Raw genomic sequence first — 21,642 nt, 5'->3', positions numbered from 1 at the left:
TTCTAGAAGGGTGTGAGTTTGTGTTAAGGAAGAAATTTGGTATTTTATTTAGTGGTCTCTTGATGATGCAATTAGTAGCGCCAACTATTGCAGCGGCTGAAAGTGTCGAAAAATTAGATCAAGAAACAACTACATTAACAAAACAAAGTGAACAAATAAATGGAGATATTCAGTTGGCTTTAAATGCCGCCAACCAACAATATCAAAGTGTGGCAACTATAAAAGAAAAAATTGTGGATAATCAATCCACTTTAAAAGCAACTAAAACTGAAATAAAACAAACCAAAGAAACTATTGAAAAGCGGAAAAAAATCGTAGCTAAGCGCTTAAAAGAAGTCCAAGTCAATCGTTTCCATGAAAAATCGATCATTGCATTATTAGATTCAAAAAGTATTAACCAGTTTGTTAATCGGGCTTTTGCTTTAAGTACGATTCAAAGAGCAGAACAAAACAAAGTCACTGACTTAACTAATGCTCAAGAAAAACTAGTTGACTTAAAAGCGACACAAGAAAAGACCCAAGCAGATCTAGTGGAGCAAGAAAGTAATCTAACAACTGAAGCGGGACAATTAGATACGAAACTAACTGATTTAAAAACAGAATTAGCCAATAACCAGTCAAGTTTACAACAAATTAGTCAAGCTAAAGAGGTCGAAGCAGCTCGTGTTGCTGCAGAAGCTGCACAAACTGAGGAGAAAGCAGCTGAAGCTGAAAAAAATTCCGCGACAGTTACTTCAAGTCAGACAACAGAAAGCACAACAACTACAGAAAGTACAAAAGCTACAGAAGATACCACAACAGTAGAAAGTACCACAAGTTCTTCATCAACTGAAACAAGTGAAAGCCAACCAGCGCCAACAAATAATACGCCAACACCGGCACCAGTTGAAACACCGATAACTAATACTGGTGGGAAAACCATAACAATGCAATCAACTGCTTATTCTTTCGCAGAATCTGCCAATACTTTTTGGACAGCCACTGGGATTGATTTACGGCAAAATCCTCAAGTAGTAGCAGTAGATCCTAGTGTCATTCCATTAGGTTCAATGGTGGAGGTTTCGGGTTATGGTATCGCGATTGCCGGAGATACTGGTGGTGCCATCAAAGGAAATATTATTGATTGCCATTTTGCAACTGTTGGAGAATGCATTCAATGGGGACGTCGAAGTGTGACAGTAACAATATTAAGTTAATATTTAGTCAGCAGCAAATGGAGTTCATTTTTGTTGTTGGCTTTTTTTCATGCCGGTAATATAAGTAGTGATATCTGTGATAAAATAAAAATTAAGTTTTAAGGAGGCGTTTTTATTGTCAGAGACGATTGAGTTTCAAGAGTTAACATTAACACCAGTTAAATTAAAATTCACTGAAGAAGAATTAAAGAAAAAAATCACGTTTAAAGGCGCGATTTCCTCTGAACATTTAAAGGGACAGGATTTCCATTATTATCTGATGCCTAAAAGAGATTTAGAAGAGTTATTGAAAAAAACTGGTCGGACAACGAGCATGGATGATCAAAAACTTTATCATATTACGGGCTTTTTAGTTACTAGCACACTGAAACATGAATCAGTTAACGGCTACTACATTCCAACTCAGTGGGGATTTGTCCAAGTCCAGGTGTTCGATTAAAAATAATACGTTTGTAACATAACTGAAACGATTTCTTCAATTTATCAAGGTAAAATGAATTGAACTGTAAATATTAGCTGAAAAAAATGACAATCTAGCTAATCTTTAGGAGGAAAAAATGAAAATTCAAAAACTATTATTTAGCGCAGTTGTTTTGAGTACTGTTGCAGCGAGCCAAACGACCGTTTTTGCTGAAGAAATTCTTGATGACACAAACGTAGAAGAAGCGACTGAACAAAATTCAATTATTGTTGGTGAGACGACTGAAAATCCTCTAACAAATGGAGAAAATATAGAAACAACCCATCCAGCAAATGTTTTGGGCGCAACATCAAATACACGAGCAGCAAGTTCTTATCAACAAGTGTTTATTGATAGCGTGGCACCTTCAGCTAGAACTTTAGCTGCTGAAAATGATATGTATGCATCAGTAATGATTGCTCAAGCCATTATTGAAAGTGGCTGGGGTCAAAGTGCGTTAGCAGCAGCACCAAATTATAATTTATTTGGAATTAAAGGTAATTATAACGGTCAATCGGTGACCTTTAAAACCCAAGAATACGTTAATGGAGAATGGATTACAATTGATGCAGCATTTAGAAAATATCCCTCTTATGCGGAATCTTTATTAGACAATGTTAAAGTTATTAAAACGACTTCTTTTAGTAGTGGCGTTTATTTTTATGCAGGAGCATGGAAAAGTAATACAAATTCTTACAAAGATGCAACAGCCTATTTGCAGGGGCGTTACGCAACTTCGCCTACTTATGCTAGTACCTTAAATAGTGTAATTGAAAGTTATAATCTGACTCAATATGATAATACAAATTCAAATTCCATGTATCGTTTGTACAATCCAAATAGTGGCGAGCATTTTTACACGAATGATGCCAAAGAAAAAAATTGGTTGGATTCTGTCGGTTGGAATTATGAAGGTGTTGAATGGCAATCTCCTAAGTCTGGTTCTGAAGTTTATCGTTTATATAATCCAAACTCTGGCGATCACCATTATACTTTGGCTGCCGACGAAAAAGATCATTTAGTAAAATCTGGCTGGAAATATGAAGGTCGTTGTTGGTACTCTGGCGGTTCAACCACTCTTTATCGTTTGTATAATCCAAATGCAAAGACTGGAACCCACCATTACACCAAAAATACGAATGAACATAACAATTTAGTAAAACAAGGTTGGCGTGATGAAGGTATTGGCTGGTATGGTCAATAAACAATTGTTTGCCATGATCTAATTGAAATAGCTGATCTATTAAAAATCGGTCCTTTAATATATGCTTATCGTCAAGGTTTGCATCTAAGGGATACCGTTCTTTAATAGATCTTTTTTTTATTAGAAGAATATTTTTGATTCTATTTACTCTTTTAATGGTCGGAATCTAGTAGTTTTGCTATGATTAGCGTACATGCTATTTTTTTAAAGGAGTTAATTGAAATGGATAAGATTCGAATTAAAAATTTACGTTTTTATACCTATAATGGTGTTTTACCGGAAGAAAAAAAATTAGGGCAACAAATTGCTTTAGATATTGAAATGCAGACGTCCTTAAAAAAAGCAGGAAAATCAGATAATGTTGCAGATACAGTTAGTTATGCTGAAGTAACTGAAAAAGTTAGTAGACTGGTTCCATCAAAAAGTTTTGATTTAATGGAAGCCTTGGTTTCGGCAATTTTAGATGTCATTGAAGAAAATTTTGGCGGACAATTGACTAAAGCAATAGTCAAGGTACGCAAATATTCAGTACCGATGCCGGGAAATTTTGATCATATTGAGATTGAAATGGAAAGAGAGTTTAATCATGCTTAGTTATTTAGCTTTTGGTAGCAACCTAGGTGATTCTTTAGCTACCTTAAAAAAAGGTCGAACACTACTGGCAGAAAGATCCGACATTTCTTTATTGGCCTCTTCTAAGTTATACGAGACGAAACCTTATGGAGATGTGGTGCAAGATGATTTTCTAAACGGTGCAATTTTGGTGGAAACGAGCTTAACACCTGAGGAATTATTGACAGCTATTCATCAAGTGGAGGCAGACTTGGGACGTCAACGGATGATTCATTGGGGACCACGAACGCTAGATATTGATATTTTATTATACGGTGATGAAAAGATTGATCTACCGATATTGAAAATCCCCCACGTGGAATTAACTAAACGTTCTTTTGTTTTAATTCCTTTGAAAGATATTTATCGAGAAAAGAACCTCTTGGGAGAACCGATTGATTATTGGATTAACGCATCAGGCAATCAAAATGAAGTGAAACTAAGCACAAAGGAATGGTAGAGATGGACAGCGAAAAAGAACAAATTATTGAAAATGCAGTGAAAGAAATATTAACAGCTATCGGTGAAGATCCAGAACGGACTGGTTTATTAGAAACTCCGAAACGGGTAGCAAAAATGTATCAGGAAATTTTTAGTGGACTGATGACACCAGCATTTGATGACTATAAATTGTTTGATAGCAAAAATGAAGACGATATGGTTTTAGTGAAAAATATTCAGTTTTATTCGATGTGTGAGCATCATTTGTTACCATTTTATGGCAAAGTTCACTTAGCCTATGTTCCAGCTGGTGGCAAAGTGATTGGTCTAAGTAAAATTCCGAGACTAGTGGATTATTGCTCAAAACGTCCAAGCGTCCAAGAAGATTTGACTGTGATGATTGCAGAAAAATTGGCTGCTAATATTCCTAATCAAGGTATCGCCATTGCAATTGAGGCTGAACATATGTGTATGACTATTCGTGGCGCAAAAACGCCCCATAGTTTGACGAAGACTTACCATTATACTGGAATTTTTAAAGAAGATCGTGATTGGAAACAAGATTTTTTACAGGCGCTTAAGTAATGGAAATAATAGTCGCTACCAATAATCAAGGAAAATTACTAGAGATGCAGCAAGGCATTTATGATTCAAATATTTCCTTAGTATCTTATCAAAAATACTCGCAGATTGCTGAAAAACCACAAGAAGCAGGACAGACTTATTTTGAGAATGCCTACTTAAAAGCCAAGTTTTATCAAGCGAAACTGAAACAACCAGTTTTAGCGGATGATGGTGGTTTAGAATTGGTCGCCTTTCCTGAAATTTTAGGCTTGAAGACGCAGCGTTTTTTCAAAAGTAGTGATCCGTTAGATCAAAATCAAGAAATTTTGGCTTTATTTCAAAATACGAAAACTTCAAAAAAAGTCACATTAAAAGCCACACTGGTTTATTTAATGGATGAGAGCAATTATCTGACCAGTGAAGCCAGTCTAGTGGGAGAAATCGTCCCACCAAAAGGGACTATGGGCTATGGTTTTGATTCGATTATAAAAATTCCTGCACTAAATAAAACTTTGGCTGAAATGACCGACTTTGAAAGAGCACATTATAGTCCAAGAATTCAAGCGCTAAAAAAAATATTGCTGAAAATCAAAGGAGATTGATCAATGGATTTTACAAAAAAAGATCAAATTATGGGGATTGTGAATGTTACTCCAGATTCATTTTCTGACGGTGGAAAATATAGTGATGTGGCTGCGGCCATTGCCCACGGGAAGCAATTAGTAGCTGATGGTGCAGATATTTTAGATATTGGTGGTCAATCGACTCGCCCGGGATATCAGGAAGTGTCGCCAGAAATTGAATTAGCGAGAATTATACCTGTAATTGAAGGATTAAAAAGTTTGGCGGTACCAATCTCAGTGGATACTTATTTTCCTGAGGTTGCTAAAGGGGCTATTCAAGCAGGAGCAAGCATCATCAATGATATAAAAGGTTTGGATACGCCTGATATGGCAGAAACCTTAGCGAAATATCCTGAAGTCAAAATAATTATTATGCATTCGAGAAAAAGAAATTCACAAAGCTTGGCTGTAGGATTGGCTGATTTTTATGCTGAGAAAATTGCATTATGCGAAAAAGTCGGGATTTCACTGGCGAATATTTGTTTTGATCCCGGTGTGGGTTTTGGCAAATCAGCGGCAGAAAATATTGAGTTGGTGCGGTACCCTGAAAAATATCGTTTTGAAAATTACCCTATCTTGTATGGGATTTCTCGCAAACGGACGATTGGTCACTTGACGGGAGAAGAACAAGCAGATCAGCGGGATTTTGGTTCAGTGACGGCTTCACTCTTTTTGTTAAATCAAGGGATCGAAATTGTCCGAGTCCACAATGTGTTTGGGATGAAACAAGCTTTGAAAACATGGAGAAGTCTAGTGGATTAATTTTGGGGGAATCAGTATGACAAAAAAACTAAAAAAAATGACAGTTTCAGATGTGAAGATTTTACAAGAACTAAGTATAACAACCTTCACTGATACTTTTGCTGCAGGAAATACTGCTGAAAATATGAAAGCTTATCTGTCTGAAGCTTATACAATTGAAAAATTGACGGATGAATTGACTAATTCTGAGTCAACTTTTTATTTTATATATTTTGAAGAACAGCTAGCTGGCTATTTAAAATTAAATGTTGGCTCTACTCAAACTGAAAGCATCCTAGATAATGGCTTAGAAGTGGAACGAATCTATATTTTAAGTCAATTTAAACGTCACGGCTTAGGACGCTTTTTAATTGAAACAGCAATTGATATGGCACGAAAACAAGGAAAAGAAATTATTTGGTTAGGAGTATGGGATCAAAATCCAAAAGCTCGGGCCTTTTATGAGTCACTAGGATTTGAATATTTTTCTGCCCATACTTTTGTAATGGGGGATGATCCGCAGACAGATTTAATCATGGTGAAAAATTTAGTAAAGTAAAACTGTCAAAATTATTTGGCAGTTTTTTTTGGACAACAAAAAAGGCATCTACCGCTAGTCTTCAGTAGATGCCTTTACATAGAACTGGAATCGTTCATGTGAGAATTACACTCCTTATGCGATTTTTTTTAGTTCTTGTACTGCTTGTTCGATAGTAACACCAGTCGCAAATTGGTTTGCGTCAGCTTCATTAAATACAATAAATAGATTTAAATCAGTATTTAGTGTTACTCGATATTTTAATTCAGTGTTATAGAATGTCATATTCATTCTCCTTTCTTGATCTAAACGAAAGGCAACTATTACGCTGATAACGAAATTCCATTGTTATTATGACACAAATTAAAAAATTTAGCTATTCTTTTTACTTATGATTTTTGAGAATCTTAAGATTTCAGCTATTTGCCTTCGTTGTTTTCAGTATAAAGTAAGTATGTAATTTTTTAGTAAAAATAAAGTTAAATGTAGGTAAAATACCATTTGTTTTAATAAATTTACGTGGTAAGCTCATAGTGAAAGCGTTTCCTGTGAGGAGGGGAATGAGTGGGCAAATTAATGAGGAAAATAGCAATTGTTAATGGTTATCTATTATTTGTTTTAGGGTTATTTTTACCAGTGATAAATGGTAATACTGGGAAATTTACTTTGATTGGTTTATGGACAGAAAGTCTAACTAGTGGAAATTTCTCGCATTTTTGGACAACGCAATTTCCAGTAGGAATCGAGGCAGAGATTGGCACGGGTTTTTTAATATTGGTGATTATAGCCAGCTTTTTGGATGCTGTTGTTTTGACTTTTAGGAAAAAAACTAAAATCTTACCGATGATAAAAAATGTTGCTTTATTTTTTGCCATCTTTTTCCTAGGACAATTTTCATTCTTTACAGCTAGCCCGGGAGTTTTGCCAATGCCGATTTTGGCGTTATTAGAATTTCTCTTAATGCGTTATCTGGAAGGAAAAGAAGAACGAGATCAGCAATATGCTGAGCAAACCCGTAAAAATAAAGCAGAAAAACTGGATAAAGAACAACGATTAGCCTTTAAAGGAAAATATCCCAGTTTGTTTAAACAGATTATTAATAAAAATCTTTTCTTTTACCGCCAAAATCTATTGATCTTGTCAGCGGCTAATTTTGTTTCGTATCTTTCAATTGCATTGTTAATTTTTTCGTACCGTTCTTTTTCGGCGGGACAAAGTCAGCAAAGTATATTTGATAAAACTGGGTTATTGCCGATTTTTATTGAGTCTGGTGGTATTTTGGTTTTATTATTGATTATATTTTTAACCTTTATCAATGGGATGTATTTAACCTTTAAAGAAAATCATGGAGAATTATGGTTTCTTTTAGGGATCCGCCGTAAAACCTTTTTGTGGATGTTGATTCGAGAGTATTTGATTTGTGTTGGTGTTTCAGTTGTTGTTGGTATAATTGTAACCCTTCCTTTGATTCGTTTGGATTTTTGGACGTATCTTTTAGCAATTTTGATTCAACTTTTTTTGGCAGTTATAACTTTGGGTTTTCATCAAGAAAAGACCTTACGATTGTTACAATTTAAGCCTAAAAGTACTCAGAAGGTAGCACGCATTAATTTTCGTGGGAAAATAATCTGGTTATTGATTGGTCTGCTTTTTTTAGGTATTACTTTTTGGTGGTTTGCCCGGCGAAAATCAGCCGAAACATACTTAGTACTGATTACTTTAGCGATTGGGCTAATCGGCTTGGTGAATGGCTTGTTAAAAATTTTTATTGCATGGTTACAAAAACGCCGAGACTATTTACAGCATTTTTTAACCTTCAATGATTTTACTTACCGCTTCCGAAAAAGTGCAAACTTGATTATTATCTTAATTTTGTTACAAGTCTTTAGCTTAGGTTTTTTGTTACCACGACTGATTACTGGTGAAATGGTGCAAGTGGATCAATTATTTCCTTATGATATTGTGGCGAAGATTCATAATGAAGAATTGCCCCAACTTGAAAAAATAAGTCAAAAATATCAAGGAAATCTACTGACTTTTCCGATGGTACCGATCACTTCAGTTGATGGAGATTCTGATCCAGAAATCTATGGTGTCGCCCGACCGATTATGTATATTCAAGGGCAGCAGATAGGAATTTCAGAAACAACTTATCAGAAATTAAGGAAATTGGTTGGTGAAAAAGAACAACCTTTAAATTTAAAAAGGAACCAGTGGCATGTGGTTTATCAGCAAGGAATAAATGTCTCAGCACAACCAATTGATTGGGATCCTGGTAGTAAAGAACCGCGGCTAAGAATCGGGACACCATTAGATTTTTATGATACCAATGATATTGATCGAATCTTTCCAATGCGGGATATTAAAAGTCAGGAACGAAATATTCTGACGGGTATGTTTCAACGGGGATTACAAGAAAATCTAGTTGTTTTAGCCGATGAGGCATTTCCTAAAACACAACAGAAATTGGTACTTATTCAAACCAATCACGGGAAGAAAATGGTTGATGAACTACAATTTATCGATCAAAAATATGCATCAGACCGACGTTGGGATGAAAAAATCCAACCTTATTATTGGAAGGATCAACAAGAGATAGATGTAAAAAATGAAAATAATCTAGAAATGATTGTGCTAGTCTTCTTATTAGTTATCAGTTTGTTATTGAGCTTTAGTTTGTTGTTGACCAAGTATTTAGGTGAAAAAGATTTCTGGACTGAAAAGCAAAACTTACTACTACTTTTAGGAGCAAGAGAAAAAGAACGGCGAAAAATTTTGAATCAACAATTGCGTTTATTTTTCTGGCTACCATTAATTATGGCGGGGCTAATTGGCATAGTGTTCATTTTCATTATGACCAATATTAGATTTTTTAATCAACAAGAAAGTCTGCAATTTTTCTGGCGGATAATAATCGTTGATAGTTGTTACGCCGCCGTTTGGTATCTAGTCTATCGAGTGTTTGGCAATCAAATAATGAAGTGGGTGAGTAAATGACAGCAATTATCACAGCCAAAGAAATTTTTCATCATTATGATCAGCAGGAAGTTTTAAAGGGCATAGATTTAACGATTAATGAGGGTGATTATATAAGTATTATGGGTCGCTCCGGTTGTGGGAAGACTACCTTAATGAAAATTCTAGGCCTAATCAATTTTCCCTCCAGTGGTGAAGTCTTTTTTGAAGGAAAAAATACTTGGAGTCTCTATCAAGACGAATTATCAGATATACGCCGAAAGAAATTAGGTTTTGTCTTTCAGGATTTTCAGTTGATGGAAAGTATTACCGTTCGGGAAAACATGTTGCTCCCGGCGATTCTAGATAAACGTTCACCAGAAGAAGCTGAAAATTATCTAGCTAGTTTGATTGATACACTGCGTTTGCGACCACTATTGAATAAATTTCCTCAAGAATTATCTGTAGGTGAAAAACAGCGAACAGCCATTTGTCGCGCTCTAGTAAATCAACCTAAGATTATTATGGCAGACGAACCTACGGGAAACTTAGACAGCAATGCTGGCGCAGAAGTTTTAGCAATTTTCAAAAAAATCAATCAAGAATTAGGTGTCACTATCTTAATGATTACCCATGATAGTAAAGTTGCCAACAGTGCAAAAAAAGTAATCTTTTTAAAAGACGGCAAAATTTATTCTGATTTGGAGACAGCCGGAATTGAAACTGAAGGAATGATTGCGGAAAAAATGTTAGAAGTGTAAAAGGGATGGCATGTGAAAATCATGTGCCATTTCTTTTTTGATTTATTTCAAAAAAACTGTTTGCGTTTTCAAAAAATCCATGCTAATATACAGACATTGATACAGGCATGTGACTGGTAATGCAGGCAGGACCTAAATAAGTTGTTATTACGTTTCTTTATGGGCGTAATGTCGATTTATTTAAGTTCTGCCTTTTTTGTATTCATTCGGCCAAGTGAATGCAATAAAATTTAGAAATGAGGGAATCGTATGAATTACCAAGAAACCGCAAAAGAAATCGTTGAAGAAATCGGCGGCAAAGAAAATGTTGCCCATTTAGAACATTGTTCTACAAGATTACGTTTTACGTTAAAAGATAAAAGCAAAGCCAATGAAGAAGCGTTAGGAAAAATTGATGGCGTTATGGGTGTTCGCCAAAACGTTCAATTGCAAGTAATTATTGGTAACGAAGTAGTAGAGGTTTTTGATCAAGTTAAAAATTTAATCGGTGACGGTGCAAGTACAACCGGTAACGATGACGGACCCAAAGAAAAGCAAAAAATTGGCGCAGTTATCTTAGACTTTATTATTTCCGTTTTCCAACCATTAATTCCAGCTATTGCTGGAGGTGGGATTTTACGTTCATTACTATTGTTGGCATCACTTGTCGGCGTAATGAGTGATCAAAGTCAAACTTACCAAGTATTATACCAAATCGGAGGTGCACCACTTTATTTCTTACCGATTTTAGTAGCCATTACAACAGCACGGAAATTGAAGGTTAATGAACTGGTGGCTGTTTCGGTCGTTGGTGTCATGATTTTACCTAGTTTGACTGCTTTAATTACTGAAGGCACGTCATTATTGTCTTTTGGGATAGAAAACATTGATTATGGTTCACAAGTTTTTCCAGCAATTTTAACCGTTTTATTTTATGCAGTAATGGAAAAATTCTTTACTAAATACTCTTTCAAATCAATTCGAATTTTCTTTGTACCAATGATGAGTTTATTAATTACTGCACCGGTGGCTTTATTAATTTTAGGCCCATTAGGTTTTAATATCGGGACAATTTTCTCTGGTGTGATTGTCGCTTTATACAATCAACTTGGTTGGGTAGCAACTGGATTATTAGCGGCCGTTTTACCATTAATGGTTGTTACTGGGATGCACAAAGCAATGATTCCTTATGCTGTCTCTTCAATGAGTGAGTTAGGAATGGAATTACTATATTTACCAGCATCGTTAGCTCATAATATTTCTGAATCAGGTGCTAGTTTTGCTGTTAGTTTAAGAACCAAAGACAAAAAACTAAAAGCTACAGCAGTTTCAGCTGGGATTTCTGCTTTGTTTGGGATCACTGAACCGGCGCTTTATGGAGTTACCATTTTACACAAACGGGTATTATATGCTGTGATGGCATCCAGTTTAATCGGCGGTGCAGTTGCTGGGTTAACAGCAATTCGAGCTTTTGCTTTGGTGGGACCCGGACTTGCTAGTATCACAATGTACGCTGATCCTTCTGATGCAATGAATTTAGTTTGGGCCTTTGTTGTTTTAGGATTGTCCTTTGTGTTGTCATTTGTCATTACTTTAATCTTCTTTAAAGATGCAAAAGTGGAAGAAACAGTTGAAAAAACTGAAATGCCAACAAATTTATCTTCAGATTATACTGAAACGTTAGCAAGTCCTTTAACTGGTAAAGTGATTCCTTTAAGTGAAGTAAAAGATGAAGTTTTTTCTAGTGGTATGGTAGGCAGCGGTGTCGGTATTCTTCCTGAAGAAGGAAAGTTGTATGCACCAGCTGATGCGGAAGTTACAATGGTTTTTGAAACAGGTCACGCACTAGGCTTACGGTTAGATAGTGGTGCTGAAATTTTATTTCATATTGGGATTGATACAGTTCAAATGCAAGGTGATGGCTTTACGCCAAAAGTTCAAGCAGGTGATCAAGTGAAAAAAGGTCAATTGCTAATTGAATTTGATATTGCAAAAATTGAAGCTGCAGGTTTTGATCCAACAGTAATTTATGTAGTCACCAACCATGATAAATTTAACGTGGCTTCTTTAGAGACAGAAAAAGAAGTAACCAATGAATCAGATTTATTGGCAATCAGTTTAGCTTAAGATTAAAAAATAGTGTAAAATATAAAGGAGCTTTTTTATGACAAACAATGCATTTCCAGAAGGATTTTTATGGGGTGGCGCGGTAGCTGCTAATCAAGTTGAAGGAGGCTGGAACGTCGACGGTAAAGGAATGTCGGTGGCTGATATTGCTTCTTACAAACCAAATATCGATAATACAAATTATGCTGCTCATTGGGAAGTTTCAACAGAATCGATTGAAGCTGCCATCGCTGATCAAACAGATAAAGATTATCCAAAACGTCGCGGAATTGATTTTTATCATCGTTATAAAGAAGATTTGGCTTTGTTTGCTGAAATGGGATTTAAAACTTTACGTTTATCGATTGCTTGGACAAGATTATTTCCAACTGGTGAAGAGTTAGAACCAAATGAAGCGGGTGTCGCTTTTTACGAAAATGTCTTCAAAGAAATGGAACGTTTAAATATTGAACCAATCGTCACTTTGTCCCATTATGAAATGCCTGTATCATTAAGCTTAAAATTTAATGGTTGGGTTGATCGTCGTGTCGTAGATGATTTTGTTCGTTTCTCAAATGTTTGTTTTGATCGATTTGGAAAATATGTTAAGTATTGGTTGACGTTTAATGAGATTGATAGTATTCACCGTCATCCTTTTACTACTGCGGGAATTATTCCTGATAAAAGTGCCGAAGGACGCTATATTGCTGATGTTTATCAAGCGTTGCATCACCAATTTGTGGCAAGTGCCCTTGTGACAAAAGATGCCCATGAAAAAATTCCTGGTAGTCAAGTTGGTTGTATGCTAACCAAACTAATGACTTATCCCTTAACATGTGCACCTTTAGATGTAGAATTAACTTTAAAGAAAAACCTGGAAAATGATTTTTATGCCGACGTTCAAGTTTTCGGTGAATATCCACGAATGATTATCAAGGACTTAGAAAAACGCAATTTGATGCCAGAAATGGTTGAAGGCGATAAGGAAATATTGAAAGAACATACTGTTGATTTTGTGTCATTTAGTTATTATATGTCGATGGCAGAGTCAGCAGATCCAAATGCTGAAAGAACACCAGGAAATACTGTTTTAGGAGTGAAAAATCCCTACTTACCATCAACTGAATGGGGCTGGCAAATTGATCCTAAAGGGTTAAAAATTTCCTTGATTGAATTATATGATCGCTACAATGTGCCATTAATGATTGTTGAAAATGGTATGGGTGCAGTAGATAAAATTGAAGATGGAAAAATCCATGACGATTACCGGATGGAATATTTCACTGCTCATTTTAAACAAATGAAAGAAGCCATTGATGAAGGCGTTGATTTAGTTGGCTATACTAGCTGGGCGCCAATCGATTTAGTCAGTGCGGGGACTTCTCAAGTGTCTAAACGCTACGGATTCATTTATGTTGATGCCGATGATGAAGGCAATGGCACTTATGATCGGATGCGCAAAGATTCTTTCTACTGGTATCAAAAAGTAATTCAAACAAATGGCGCTTCTTTAGCTGAATAATTTTTGATAAAAGGGGAAGAGGCTTGTGAGCGTAATCAAAAAAGTATTAAATTCGAGTGTCGTGTTAGTTGAAAAAGATGGGCAAGAAATGATTGCGTTAGGTAAAGGGATCGGCTTTGGGAAAAAAGCTGGTGAGCAGCTTTCTGATGAACAAGTAGACAAAATCTTCTTGGAAGCAACTGAACAAAAATCTTCGCAAATTGCTGAATTAGTGAGTGAAGTTCCTTTCGAATTCTTTCAGCTGACACGAGATATTATTGATGACGCAAAAAAACAGTTAAACAAAGAATTAAATAATAATTTATATCTGAGTTTGACTGATCACTTGCACTTTGCGGTTGAACGAGCTAGAAGCGGGATGCAGATTACCAACCGACTCCATTGGGAAATTAAAAATTATTATCCTAAAGAATTTCAAGTATCATTAGCAGCCTTAGAAAAACTAAATCAGTTGTATCAGATTGATTTACCAGAAGAAGAAGCGAGTAATATCGCGTTTCACTTAATCAATGCTGAAAATAATGAACAGACAGATAGTTTTCGCTCAGCAAAAATGATTGGCGAGATTGTCAATCTGGTACGCTATTCAATTCAAAAAGAAGTTGATGTTCATTCGTTACATTATAATCGTTTTATTACCCATGTACGTTTTTTTGTCGAACGATTTTACACGGATGGTTTATTACAAGAAGGCGAGGAAGCCTTACATGGTCAAATGTGGACCTTATTTCCTGAAGCCGCTGAAATTGCCGTGAAAGTCCGAGATTATCTAGAAAAAAGCTACGAACGTCGGATTCCAGATGAAGAAACTTTTTATTTGGCGGTGCATATTAACCGTCTGATGAAACACACAAATTAATCCATGACTGTCGAAGGGTACCATTTTCGACAGTCATTTTATGTTAAAATTATTGTAAGCGTTTAATTAATTAGGAAGCTGGTGATGATATGTTAAACAAAGAAGAATTATTAAAATCATTGCAAGATCATAGTTATGAAAAAAGTCGTCATTTAATGGACTTTCACGTTGCTGGTTTTGCTTACGGTGAGGGTCTGGAAGTGATTGAAGAATGATCTTTAGGCAAAGAAGTGATTTTAATAGCAGAATCAGACAATCCCTATGATCCAGAAGCTGTTGCAATCTTTTATCAGGATCGAAAAATTGGTTATGTACCAAAAGATCGCAATACTTTGTTAAGCAAATTGTTGTATTTTGGTCATGGGGATTTATTTGAATCACGCATTCAATATGCAAATCGTGAGAGCCATCCAGAAAGACAATTCCGCGTAGTAGTAAAAATTAAAGATAATCGAAAAAAATAAAAACTCTCATCTGACAACTGGATGTTACAAATTAAAAATAAGCTTAGTTTTTTTTAAATTATCAGAATATTAGCAATCATTTTATCCTGCAAAGAAAACAATAAGTTTCCTCTTAAATAGGCGACTTCTTACTTGAATTACAAGCGTTATGGCGTTCAAATAGAGGTATCAAGAGAAACATATGGAGGACGAGTAAAATGATTGTAAAAGATGAAGCCAAAGAAAAGTTGAGTCCTTTTGAATTGAGCTTATCTTTAGAACAAGAACTAATCAAAAATGGCCAAACTCAAGGATTATTAAATGCCGGACGAGGAAATCCAAACTGGACAGCGCCAACCCCCCGTGAAGCTTTCTTTTTATTAGGTCAATTTGCGACTAGCGAAACCTTACATGCAGACGGCAATTATACGGCTGGTCAAATTTACCAAAGTGAAAATCGCAGTCAACGTTTTGAAACCTTTTTAGCAGGTCAAACTTCAAAAGGTGCTAACTTTTTGAAAAAAATCTGGTACTCGGATAATAATTTCCTTGGTATGCCGCGAGAAGAATGGTTAAGCCAAATGTTAGATTATATTATAGGCGACAACTATCCTAATCCAGTTCGATGTTTACCCGCAGCTGAAGGTCCGATTAAAAAATATTTGAACCAAGAATTATTTTCTCATTCTACAATTCCCTTTGATATTTTTGCGGTTGAAGGCGGAACAGCAGGAATTTGTTATTTATTTGATAGTTTAATGAATAATTTCTTGTTGAGTAAAGGTGATCGGATTGCTTTAATGTTACCAACCTTTGCGCCATATTTGGAGATTCCCGAGTTACCTCAATATCAATTTGATGTAGTGAAAATCCATGCCAAACAAACTGTGATGGAAGGAAAGAGCACTTACCAATATGCCACGAGTGAAATTGATAAATTAAAAGACCCAACGATTAAAGCAGTCTTTGTAGTGAACCCAAGTAACCCAACTGCAAATGCTATGTGTGGCAGTACAATCGATCAAATTAAAAAGATTGTCGCTGAAGATCATCCCCACTTAATGGTTTTAACTGATGATGTTTATGGCACTTTTGTTCCTGATTTCACTTCTTTATTCAGTGAGTTACCGTATAATACGGCTTGTATTTATTCTTATTCAAAATATTTTGGTGCAACAGGCTGGCGTATTGGTACTATTGCAGTCGCTCAAGAAAATATTTTTGATGAATTGATTCGCAGCTTAGGAGATAAAAATCGTAAGAGTTTAAATGCTCGATACGCATCAGTTTCTCCCGAGCCTGAAAAAATTTCTTTCATTGACCGGATTGTGGCTGACAGTCGAGACGTTGCTTTAAATCATGCAGCAGGCTTGTCTTCAGTCCAACAAGTGATGATGACGATGTTTAGTCTATATTCTTTACTAGATGAAGGTGAGGCTTATAAAGCTGAAGTGATGGCGATTTGTCATGAAAGAGAAAAATTACTTTATAAAACGTTAGGTTTGGATGAACCGTTAGAATCTTTAGATACAGCTTATTATTGTGAAATTGATTTTAATAATTGGATTAACACTCGTTATGGCAAAGATTTTTCTGACTATTTAAGAAATAATTGGACCATTACTCAATTATTAACTTCTTTAGCTGAAAAAGAACGCTTGATGTTACTTAAGGCTGACGCATTTGGTAGTAGTGATTGGGCGGTCCGGGTTTCATTAGCTAATTTACCAACGGATCAATATAGTGAAGTTGGCAAACGAATGATTCGCTTGGTAGAAAATATTCGCCAAGACTGGTTAAAAATTAAATAATTCGACAGGGATTTTTAACGCGGTATAATTTTTCCAAATAGTTTTTTAGGAGGAACATTATGGCAAACGAATATCCCCAAGCATTAACCATAGCAGGTTCAGATAGTGACGGTAGCGCAGGTATGCAAGCTGATTTACACACTTTTTTTGCAAGGAAAGTGTATGGTACGTCTATTATGACAGCTTGTGTCGCCGGTAATTCTTACGGTATCGCTGCCCAAGTTCTGTTACCTACAGATTTTATTTCAAAGGAATTTGAATTATTGGCAGCAGATTATCAGATTCGTGCCAGTAAAACAGGTATGTTGGCAAATACTGAATTGATTGAGACAGTTGCCGAAAATTATCTAAAATATGATTTTGGTCCGTTAGTTGTTGATCCAGTGATTATGACTAAACACGGGAATATGTTGTTAGAAGAAGCAGCTTTTGAGTCCTTAAAAAAATTATTGGTTCCATTAGCAACAGTCATTACTCCTAATTTTTACGAAGCACAAAAGCTAACCAATCTAAACATTCAAACTGAAATCGATTATGTCAAAGCAGCAAAACAGCTACAAAAATTAGGTGCCAAAAATGTCATGATTAAAGGACGTCACGACGATCCACAACAAGCCAGAGTAAATGATTATGTGTTATTAGCCGACGGCAAAGATTTTTGGTTGAGTGAACCTTATCATCATACCGATCGAATTAATGGCACTGGTGATACCTTGTCTGCATGCATCGCGGCAGAAATTGCAAAAGGGACTGATATTGAAACTGCCATTCGAATTGCTAAAAAGTTTGTCAATGCGGCAATTGAAAAAGAAATCGCTGTTGGTCATAAATTCGGACCGATTAATCATTGGCAAGCCGAAGATAATATTGAATAATTTGCGACCTCTCGTTGATTCGAGAGGTTTTTTTGAATTAATTATTTAAGGTGAAAATGGTCTGTGTTGATTCAATTGTATTCTTTGATTTTCGGTGGTATCATATGAAAAAATAATCATATGAAAAAGAGGCAGAAAAAATGAATCATCATGGTCAACAAAAAATCAATCGCGCATTTAAAATAGGTATGTTAATAAATTTAGTTTTCGTAATCGTTGAAGCAACTATTGGCTTCACTGCAAATTCTTTGTCATTAATTGCTGATGCGGGTCATAACTTAAGTGATGTGTTAGGTTTATTAGTAGCTTGGGTGGCCTTGATTTTAAGTCAACGGACCCGTGATAATTATCGAACGTACGGTTATAAAAGGAGTTCTATTTTAGCTGCTTTATTTAATGCAGTCTTTTTATTGATAGCTGTTGGCGGTATTTTATTAGAAGCATTTCAACGATTGGGAAATGTGCAACCGGTTCAGGAAAATAGTGTGATGCTAGTTGCGGGGGTAGGAATCTTAATTAATGGTTTTACGGCTTTTTTATTTATGAAAGATCAAGCTCATGATTTAAATGTTCGCGGCGCTTTTTTACACATGGCAGCAGATACTTTGGTTTCAGTTGGTGTGGTAGTAGCCGCTTTTATTATTAAATTTACAAATTGGTATTGGTTGGATCCAGTTATTAGCATTGCTATAGCTGTGATTATTTTTGTTGGTACTTGGCGTTTATTGAAAGAATCATTGGATTTATCTTTAGATGCAGTACCGAAGTCTGTAAATTATACTGAAGTTGAAAAATTTATTTTACAGCAACCAACTGTTAAAAGTATTCATGACCTACACATTTGGGCTTTGAGTACTACAGAAAATGCTTTAACTGTGCATATCATCCGAGAAAACCTTGACAATTACAATCAATTTATAGAAGAATTAGATCATCAACTAACTGAAAATTTTCCTTTGAATCATGTCACTATGCAAATTGAATTAGGAAAAATTACTGACGAATCAGTTAGTCACAGCATTTAATATAAGGAGGTTATTTATGAACCAAGCTGCAATTTATCATCGACCAGAGAGTGAGTTTGCTTACTTATATAAAAAAAATCTGATGCATATTCGGCTACAAACCGGCAAAGATGTTGCTGAGGTTTGTTTATTACATGGTGATCCCTATGAATTAGAAACGAAGAGATGGTTTAAAAAAAGTATTTCCCTAGATAAATGGTTAAGCACCGAGAGCCATGATTTTTGGCAAATTGAAGTGACTGCTCCTTATAAGCGACTAAGTTATGGATTTCTTGTTAAAGGCATTGATGGTTCGGAAATTCTGTATAACGATCAAGGGATTTTTTCGGTGGAGGAAAAATACTTGTTAGAAGGCAATATGTATTTTCGGATGCCTTATTTTCAGGAAATTGATCGCTTTAAAGCACCTGACTGGGTAAAAGAAACTGTTTGGTACCAAATCTTTCCTGAACGTTTTGCCAATGGTGACTTACAGAATGATCCTGTAGGAACCTTAAAATGGGGAAGTAAAGAACATCCTGATCGTACTGATTTTTATGGTGGCGATTTGCAAGGCGTGACTGATCATTTGGATTATTTAGTAGATTTAGGAATTAATGGGATTTATTTTTGCCCAATTTTTACGGCCCATTCTAATCACAAATATGATACGATTGATTATTTTCAGATTGATCCTGCCTTTGGTGATACGGAAACTTTTAAAGAATTGGTAGCTGCTTGTCATCAACGTGGGATTCGTGTGATGTTAGATGCCGTTTTTAATCATTTGGGGGATCAATCCCCACAATGGCAAGATGTTGTTAAAAATGGCGAGCATTCTCGCTATAAAGATTGGTTCATGATTGATTCCTTTCCAGTGAGCTATACAGAAACCAATGATTTTGAATTTGCTAGTGAGAAAAATTATGACACCTTTGCATTTACTCCCCATATGTCAAAATTAAATACGGCTAATCCTGAAGTCCAAGATTTTATTTTAGAAGTAGCAAGTTATTGGATCAAAGAATTTGAAATTGATGCTTGGCGTTTAGATGTCGCCAATGAAGTGGATCATCATTTGTGGAAAAAATTTCATGAGGTTTGTTTTAATTTGAATCCAGATTTTTATTTATTAGGCGAAATCTGGCATAGCGCCCAAAGCTGGTTGCAGGGAGATGAATTCACCGGAGTGATGAATTATGCTTTCACAGATGCAATCATTGGCTATTTTTTAGATAAAAAAATTTCTTTGACGCAGATGGTCAGCAAACTTAATCGGCAATTGACCATGTATCGTAAACAGACGAGTCAAATGATGATGAACGTTTTGGATAGCCATGATACACCAAGAATTTTAACAGTTGCCAATGGTGATAAAGCTTTAATGCGCCAAGCCGAAGCATTTACTTATTTACAAACTGGTTCGCCTTGTCTGTATTATGGTGACGAAATTGCTATGACAGGAGAAATGGACCCTGATTGCCGCAAATGTATGGTTTGGGAAAAAGAAAAGCAAGATTTCGCGATGTTGGCTTTTTTTAAAGAGCTGATTATTTTTAGAAAAAAATATGCAACTTTATTGAGTGAAGGTAGTATAGTATGGGAAAAAATTGATAAAGTATCAGGTGAGCTGATATTAGTACGAGAGTTTGCAGGAGTGGAGCTGCAAGCAGTTTTCAATACAGGTGAAAATGAATTGACACATCAATTTTCAGGTGAGGTATTATTACAGCAGCTGACGAAGAAATCAAAAGATTGTTTATCAATTGCGGCAAAAGGGTTTGTCATTTATCAAAAGGAGAGTTAAATGAACTTCCAACAGCTAAGAGCATTTTTATTTGAAGATAATGCGATTGAAGTAGCACAAAAACTGGATGGTCATAACATCAATGATCAAAATTTACCCTTTGACCAAGTCGATGTCCCTAAAATGCCGGGAGAACATTTTTTTAGAGAAGGGAATATTTTTATTAATAAACATCATCGTTATTCAGAGATGCCGGCCCATACCCATGAATTTGTGGAATTTAATTATATGTTTTCCGGAAGTTGTACCCAATATGTTGATGATAAAGAAATATTTCTCCAAGAAGGTGAGTTGATTTTACTTGATCGAGAAACCATTCAGCGAATTGATCCCTTAGCAAAAAATGATATTCTTATCAATATCTTGTTAAGAGAAGAATCTATCACAACTGATGTGGTGGCGAATATGGTAAAGTCCAACGGCCTTGTTAACGAGTTTTTATTAAATGCTTCTCGTTCTGGAAGTAATCACAATAATTTTATCCACTTTCATTGCGGTGATAACCAAGATGTTCAACAGTTATTACATAAAATGGTTTTGGAGTACTATAATAAAGAAAACTATTATATGCGTGGGATTAATTTAATCTTGTCTTTATTGTTGATTGAACTGACGCGAGACTTAGAAAAGGAAAATCGACAGCAATCTCAGGGAAATCAAGAGTTGATTAACATTTTGCAATACATCGATAGTAATTATAAAACATTGACACTGGATTCTTTAGCTAGCCAGTTTGGTTATAATTCAAATTATTTAAGTAACAAATTAAAAAAGGAAACTGGACGCTCCTTCCAAGGTTTGATTAATTCTTTGCGCTATAAGGCAGCGTTAGAATTGATGGAGGAAACGGATAAAAATTTTGAAGAGATTTCTTATGAGATTGGCTTTGAGACAGTTCCTTCCTTGTATAAACTATTTGCAAAATTTAGTGATTTGACGCCAAAAGAGTTACGTGAAAGTATTTTGAAAAAATGAAAAAATAATTGTAAACAACAAAGTCAGAGAAATTTCTCTTGCTTTTTTTGTTGTTAATCTGTGAATTGGATAATTAAATTCTGTTTTTTTGCTATGTTGCCTTTTTGTAAAGGCGCTTACAATACAAATATAGAAAAACGGAAAGCGTTTAACTTATAAAGGAGTG

Annotated in this window: 22 protein-coding genes; 21 read left to right on the top strand and 1 reads right to left on the bottom strand. The window is 35.4% G+C overall.

The window, feature by feature from the left end:
- Nucleotides 1-20: 20 nt before the first annotated feature.
- The 9 genes from ACVWNY_RS09835 (at nucleotide 21) to ACVWNY_RS09795 (ending at nucleotide 6,400) form a co-directional block, all read left to right on the top strand.
- Nucleotides 21-1,196, top strand: coding sequence for a 3D domain-containing protein (locus ACVWNY_RS09835; protein WP_343214726.1), 1,176 nt, complete (start codon nucleotides 21-23; stop codon nucleotides 1,194-1,196).
- A 115-nt stretch (nucleotides 1,197-1,311) separates the two neighbouring features.
- Complete coding sequence (locus ACVWNY_RS09830) at nucleotides 1,312-1,635, top strand: hypothetical protein (RefSeq protein WP_218326896.1); 324 nt, start codon at nucleotides 1,312-1,314, stop codon at nucleotides 1,633-1,635.
- Nucleotides 1,636-1,753: 118 nt separating this feature from the next.
- Complete coding sequence (locus ACVWNY_RS09825) at nucleotides 1,754-2,860, top strand: glycoside hydrolase family 73 protein (RefSeq protein WP_218326895.1); 1,107 nt, start codon at nucleotides 1,754-1,756, stop codon at nucleotides 2,858-2,860.
- A gap of 222 nt (nucleotides 2,861-3,082) precedes the next feature.
- Nucleotides 3,083-3,454, top strand: coding sequence for a dihydroneopterin aldolase (gene folB, locus ACVWNY_RS09820; RefSeq protein WP_218326894.1), 372 nt, complete (start codon nucleotides 3,083-3,085; stop codon nucleotides 3,452-3,454).
- Nucleotides 3,447-3,932 carry a 2-amino-4-hydroxy-6-hydroxymethyldihydropteridine diphosphokinase gene (folK, locus tag ACVWNY_RS09815; protein ID WP_218326893.1) on the top strand — a complete coding sequence of 162 codons (486 nt, stop codon included), beginning with the start codon at nucleotides 3,447-3,449 and terminating at the stop codon, nucleotides 3,930-3,932. The genes folB and folK overlap by 8 nt, the downstream gene beginning before the upstream one ends.
- Complete coding sequence (folE, locus tag ACVWNY_RS09810) at nucleotides 3,926-4,498, top strand: GTP cyclohydrolase I FolE (protein WP_425514622.1); 573 nt, start codon at nucleotides 3,926-3,928, stop codon at nucleotides 4,496-4,498. Before folK ends, folE begins: the two co-directional genes overlap by 7 nt.
- Nucleotides 4,498-5,079, top strand: a complete 582-nt coding sequence (locus tag ACVWNY_RS09805; RefSeq protein ID WP_218326891.1) for a non-canonical purine NTP pyrophosphatase — start codon at nucleotides 4,498-4,500, stop codon at nucleotides 5,077-5,079. The genes folE and ACVWNY_RS09805 overlap by 1 nt, the downstream gene beginning before the upstream one ends.
- A 3-nt stretch (nucleotides 5,080-5,082) precedes the next feature.
- On the top strand, nucleotides 5,083-5,862 hold the full coding sequence (folP, locus tag ACVWNY_RS09800) for a dihydropteroate synthase (protein WP_246601528.1): 780 nt from the start codon (nucleotides 5,083-5,085) through the stop codon (nucleotides 5,860-5,862).
- Between the two features lie 16 nt (nucleotides 5,863-5,878).
- Nucleotides 5,879-6,400, top strand: a complete 522-nt coding sequence (locus ACVWNY_RS09795) for a GNAT family N-acetyltransferase (RefSeq protein ID WP_218326890.1) — start codon at nucleotides 5,879-5,881, stop codon at nucleotides 6,398-6,400.
- A 114-nt stretch (nucleotides 6,401-6,514) separates the two neighbouring features.
- Here ACVWNY_RS09795 and ACVWNY_RS09790 read toward each other — a convergent pair whose 3' ends face one another.
- Nucleotides 6,515-6,664: a hypothetical protein gene (locus ACVWNY_RS09790; protein ID WP_218326889.1), complete on the bottom strand. Its 150-nt coding sequence runs from the start codon at nucleotides 6,662-6,664 to the stop codon at nucleotides 6,515-6,517.
- A 279-nt stretch (nucleotides 6,665-6,943) separates the two neighbouring features.
- Between ACVWNY_RS09790 and ACVWNY_RS09785 the strand changes: the two genes are divergently transcribed.
- The 12 genes from ACVWNY_RS09785 to ACVWNY_RS09730 all read left to right on the top strand — a co-directional run bounded on the left by ACVWNY_RS09785 (nucleotide 6,944) and on the right by ACVWNY_RS09730 (nucleotide 21,476).
- Nucleotides 6,944-9,376: a hypothetical protein gene (locus ACVWNY_RS09785; protein WP_218326888.1), complete on the top strand. Its 2,433-nt coding sequence runs from the start codon at nucleotides 6,944-6,946 to the stop codon at nucleotides 9,374-9,376.
- Nucleotides 9,373-10,095, top strand: a complete 723-nt coding sequence (locus ACVWNY_RS09780; RefSeq protein ID WP_218326887.1) for an ABC transporter ATP-binding protein — start codon at nucleotides 9,373-9,375, stop codon at nucleotides 10,093-10,095. Before ACVWNY_RS09785 ends, ACVWNY_RS09780 begins: the two co-directional genes overlap by 4 nt.
- 249 nt (nucleotides 10,096-10,344) lie before the next feature.
- Complete coding sequence (locus ACVWNY_RS09775; RefSeq protein WP_218326886.1) at nucleotides 10,345-12,201, top strand: beta-glucoside-specific PTS transporter subunit IIABC; 1,857 nt, start codon at nucleotides 10,345-10,347, stop codon at nucleotides 12,199-12,201.
- A gap of 37 nt (nucleotides 12,202-12,238) precedes the next feature.
- A complete protein-coding gene (locus tag ACVWNY_RS09770; protein WP_218326885.1) occupies nucleotides 12,239-13,702 on the top strand; it encodes a glycoside hydrolase family 1 protein in 1,464 nt (487 codons plus the stop codon).
- 25 nt (nucleotides 13,703-13,727) lie between these two features.
- Entirely contained in the window at nucleotides 13,728-14,561 is an 834-nt protein-coding gene (locus ACVWNY_RS09765; protein ID WP_218326884.1) for a PRD domain-containing protein, read from the top strand.
- A gap of 89 nt (nucleotides 14,562-14,650) precedes the next feature.
- A complete protein-coding gene (locus tag ACVWNY_RS09760; protein WP_281419038.1) occupies nucleotides 14,651-14,776 on the top strand; it encodes a hypothetical protein in 126 nt (41 codons plus the stop codon).
- A 15-nt stretch (nucleotides 14,777-14,791) separates the two neighbouring features.
- Nucleotides 14,792-15,025 carry an HIRAN domain-containing protein gene (locus ACVWNY_RS09755; RefSeq protein ID WP_343214725.1) on the top strand — a complete coding sequence of 78 codons (234 nt, stop codon included), beginning with the start codon at nucleotides 14,792-14,794 and terminating at the stop codon, nucleotides 15,023-15,025.
- 197 nt (nucleotides 15,026-15,222) lie between these two features.
- The gene (aspD, locus tag ACVWNY_RS09750; RefSeq protein WP_218326883.1) at nucleotides 15,223-16,815 is read left to right on the top strand and encodes an aspartate 4-decarboxylase; all 1,593 of its coding nucleotides are present in this window, start codon (nucleotides 15,223-15,225) and stop codon (nucleotides 16,813-16,815) included.
- Between the two features lie 59 nt (nucleotides 16,816-16,874).
- Entirely contained in the window at nucleotides 16,875-17,690 is an 816-nt protein-coding gene (gene thiD / locus ACVWNY_RS09745) for a bifunctional hydroxymethylpyrimidine kinase/phosphomethylpyrimidine kinase (RefSeq protein WP_218326882.1), read from the top strand.
- 140 nt (nucleotides 17,691-17,830) lie between these two features.
- Entirely contained in the window at nucleotides 17,831-18,715 is an 885-nt protein-coding gene (locus ACVWNY_RS09740; protein ID WP_218326881.1) for a cation diffusion facilitator family transporter, read from the top strand.
- A 16-nt stretch (nucleotides 18,716-18,731) separates the two neighbouring features.
- Nucleotides 18,732-20,501: a glycoside hydrolase family 13 protein gene (locus ACVWNY_RS09735; RefSeq protein WP_218326880.1), complete on the top strand. Its 1,770-nt coding sequence runs from the start codon at nucleotides 18,732-18,734 to the stop codon at nucleotides 20,499-20,501.
- Nucleotides 20,502-21,476 carry an AraC family transcriptional regulator gene (locus ACVWNY_RS09730; protein ID WP_218326879.1) on the top strand — a complete coding sequence of 325 codons (975 nt, stop codon included), beginning with the start codon at nucleotides 20,502-20,504 and terminating at the stop codon, nucleotides 21,474-21,476.
- Nucleotides 21,477-21,642: the final 166 nt, after the last annotated feature.

The sequence above is a fragment of the Enterococcus sp. JNUCC 77 genome, from assembly GCF_054819945.1.
Note: the sequence above shows the minus strand (reverse complement) of the source record. Positions and strands in the feature narration are given on the sequence as shown.

Coding starts and splice junctions, on each gene's coding strand:
- ACVWNY_RS09825 (WP_218326895.1), top strand. CDS start 1,754: ATGAAAATTCAAAAACTATTATTTAGCGCAGTTGTTTTGAGTACTGTT.
- folB (WP_218326894.1), top strand. CDS start 3,083: ATGGATAAGATTCGAATTAAAAATTTACGTTTTTATACCTATAATGGT.
- folK (WP_218326893.1), top strand. CDS start 3,447: ATGCTTAGTTATTTAGCTTTTGGTAGCAACCTAGGTGATTCTTTAGCT.
- folE (WP_425514622.1), top strand. CDS start 3,926: ATGGTAGAGATGGACAGCGAAAAAGAACAAATTATTGAAAATGCAGTG.
- ACVWNY_RS09805 (WP_218326891.1), top strand. CDS start 4,498: ATGGAAATAATAGTCGCTACCAATAATCAAGGAAAATTACTAGAGATG.
- folP (WP_246601528.1), top strand. CDS start 5,083: ATGGATTTTACAAAAAAAGATCAAATTATGGGGATTGTGAATGTTACT.
- ACVWNY_RS09795 (WP_218326890.1), top strand. CDS start 5,879: ATGACAAAAAAACTAAAAAAAATGACAGTTTCAGATGTGAAGATTTTA.
- ACVWNY_RS09790 (WP_218326889.1), bottom strand. CDS start 6,664: ATGACATTCTATAACACTGAATTAAAATATCGAGTAACACTAAATACT.
- ACVWNY_RS09780 (WP_218326887.1), top strand. CDS start 9,373: ATGACAGCAATTATCACAGCCAAAGAAATTTTTCATCATTATGATCAG.
- ACVWNY_RS09775 (WP_218326886.1), top strand. CDS start 10,345: ATGAATTACCAAGAAACCGCAAAAGAAATCGTTGAAGAAATCGGCGGC.
- ACVWNY_RS09770 (WP_218326885.1), top strand. CDS start 12,239: ATGACAAACAATGCATTTCCAGAAGGATTTTTATGGGGTGGCGCGGTA.
- ACVWNY_RS09760 (WP_281419038.1), top strand. CDS start 14,651: ATGTTAAACAAAGAAGAATTATTAAAATCATTGCAAGATCATAGTTAT.
- aspD (WP_218326883.1), top strand. CDS start 15,223: ATGATTGTAAAAGATGAAGCCAAAGAAAAGTTGAGTCCTTTTGAATTG.
- thiD (WP_218326882.1), top strand. CDS start 16,875: ATGGCAAACGAATATCCCCAAGCATTAACCATAGCAGGTTCAGATAGT.
- ACVWNY_RS09740 (WP_218326881.1), top strand. CDS start 17,831: ATGAATCATCATGGTCAACAAAAAATCAATCGCGCATTTAAAATAGGT.
- ACVWNY_RS09735 (WP_218326880.1), top strand. CDS start 18,732: ATGAACCAAGCTGCAATTTATCATCGACCAGAGAGTGAGTTTGCTTAC.
- ACVWNY_RS09730 (WP_218326879.1), top strand. CDS start 20,502: ATGAACTTCCAACAGCTAAGAGCATTTTTATTTGAAGATAATGCGATT.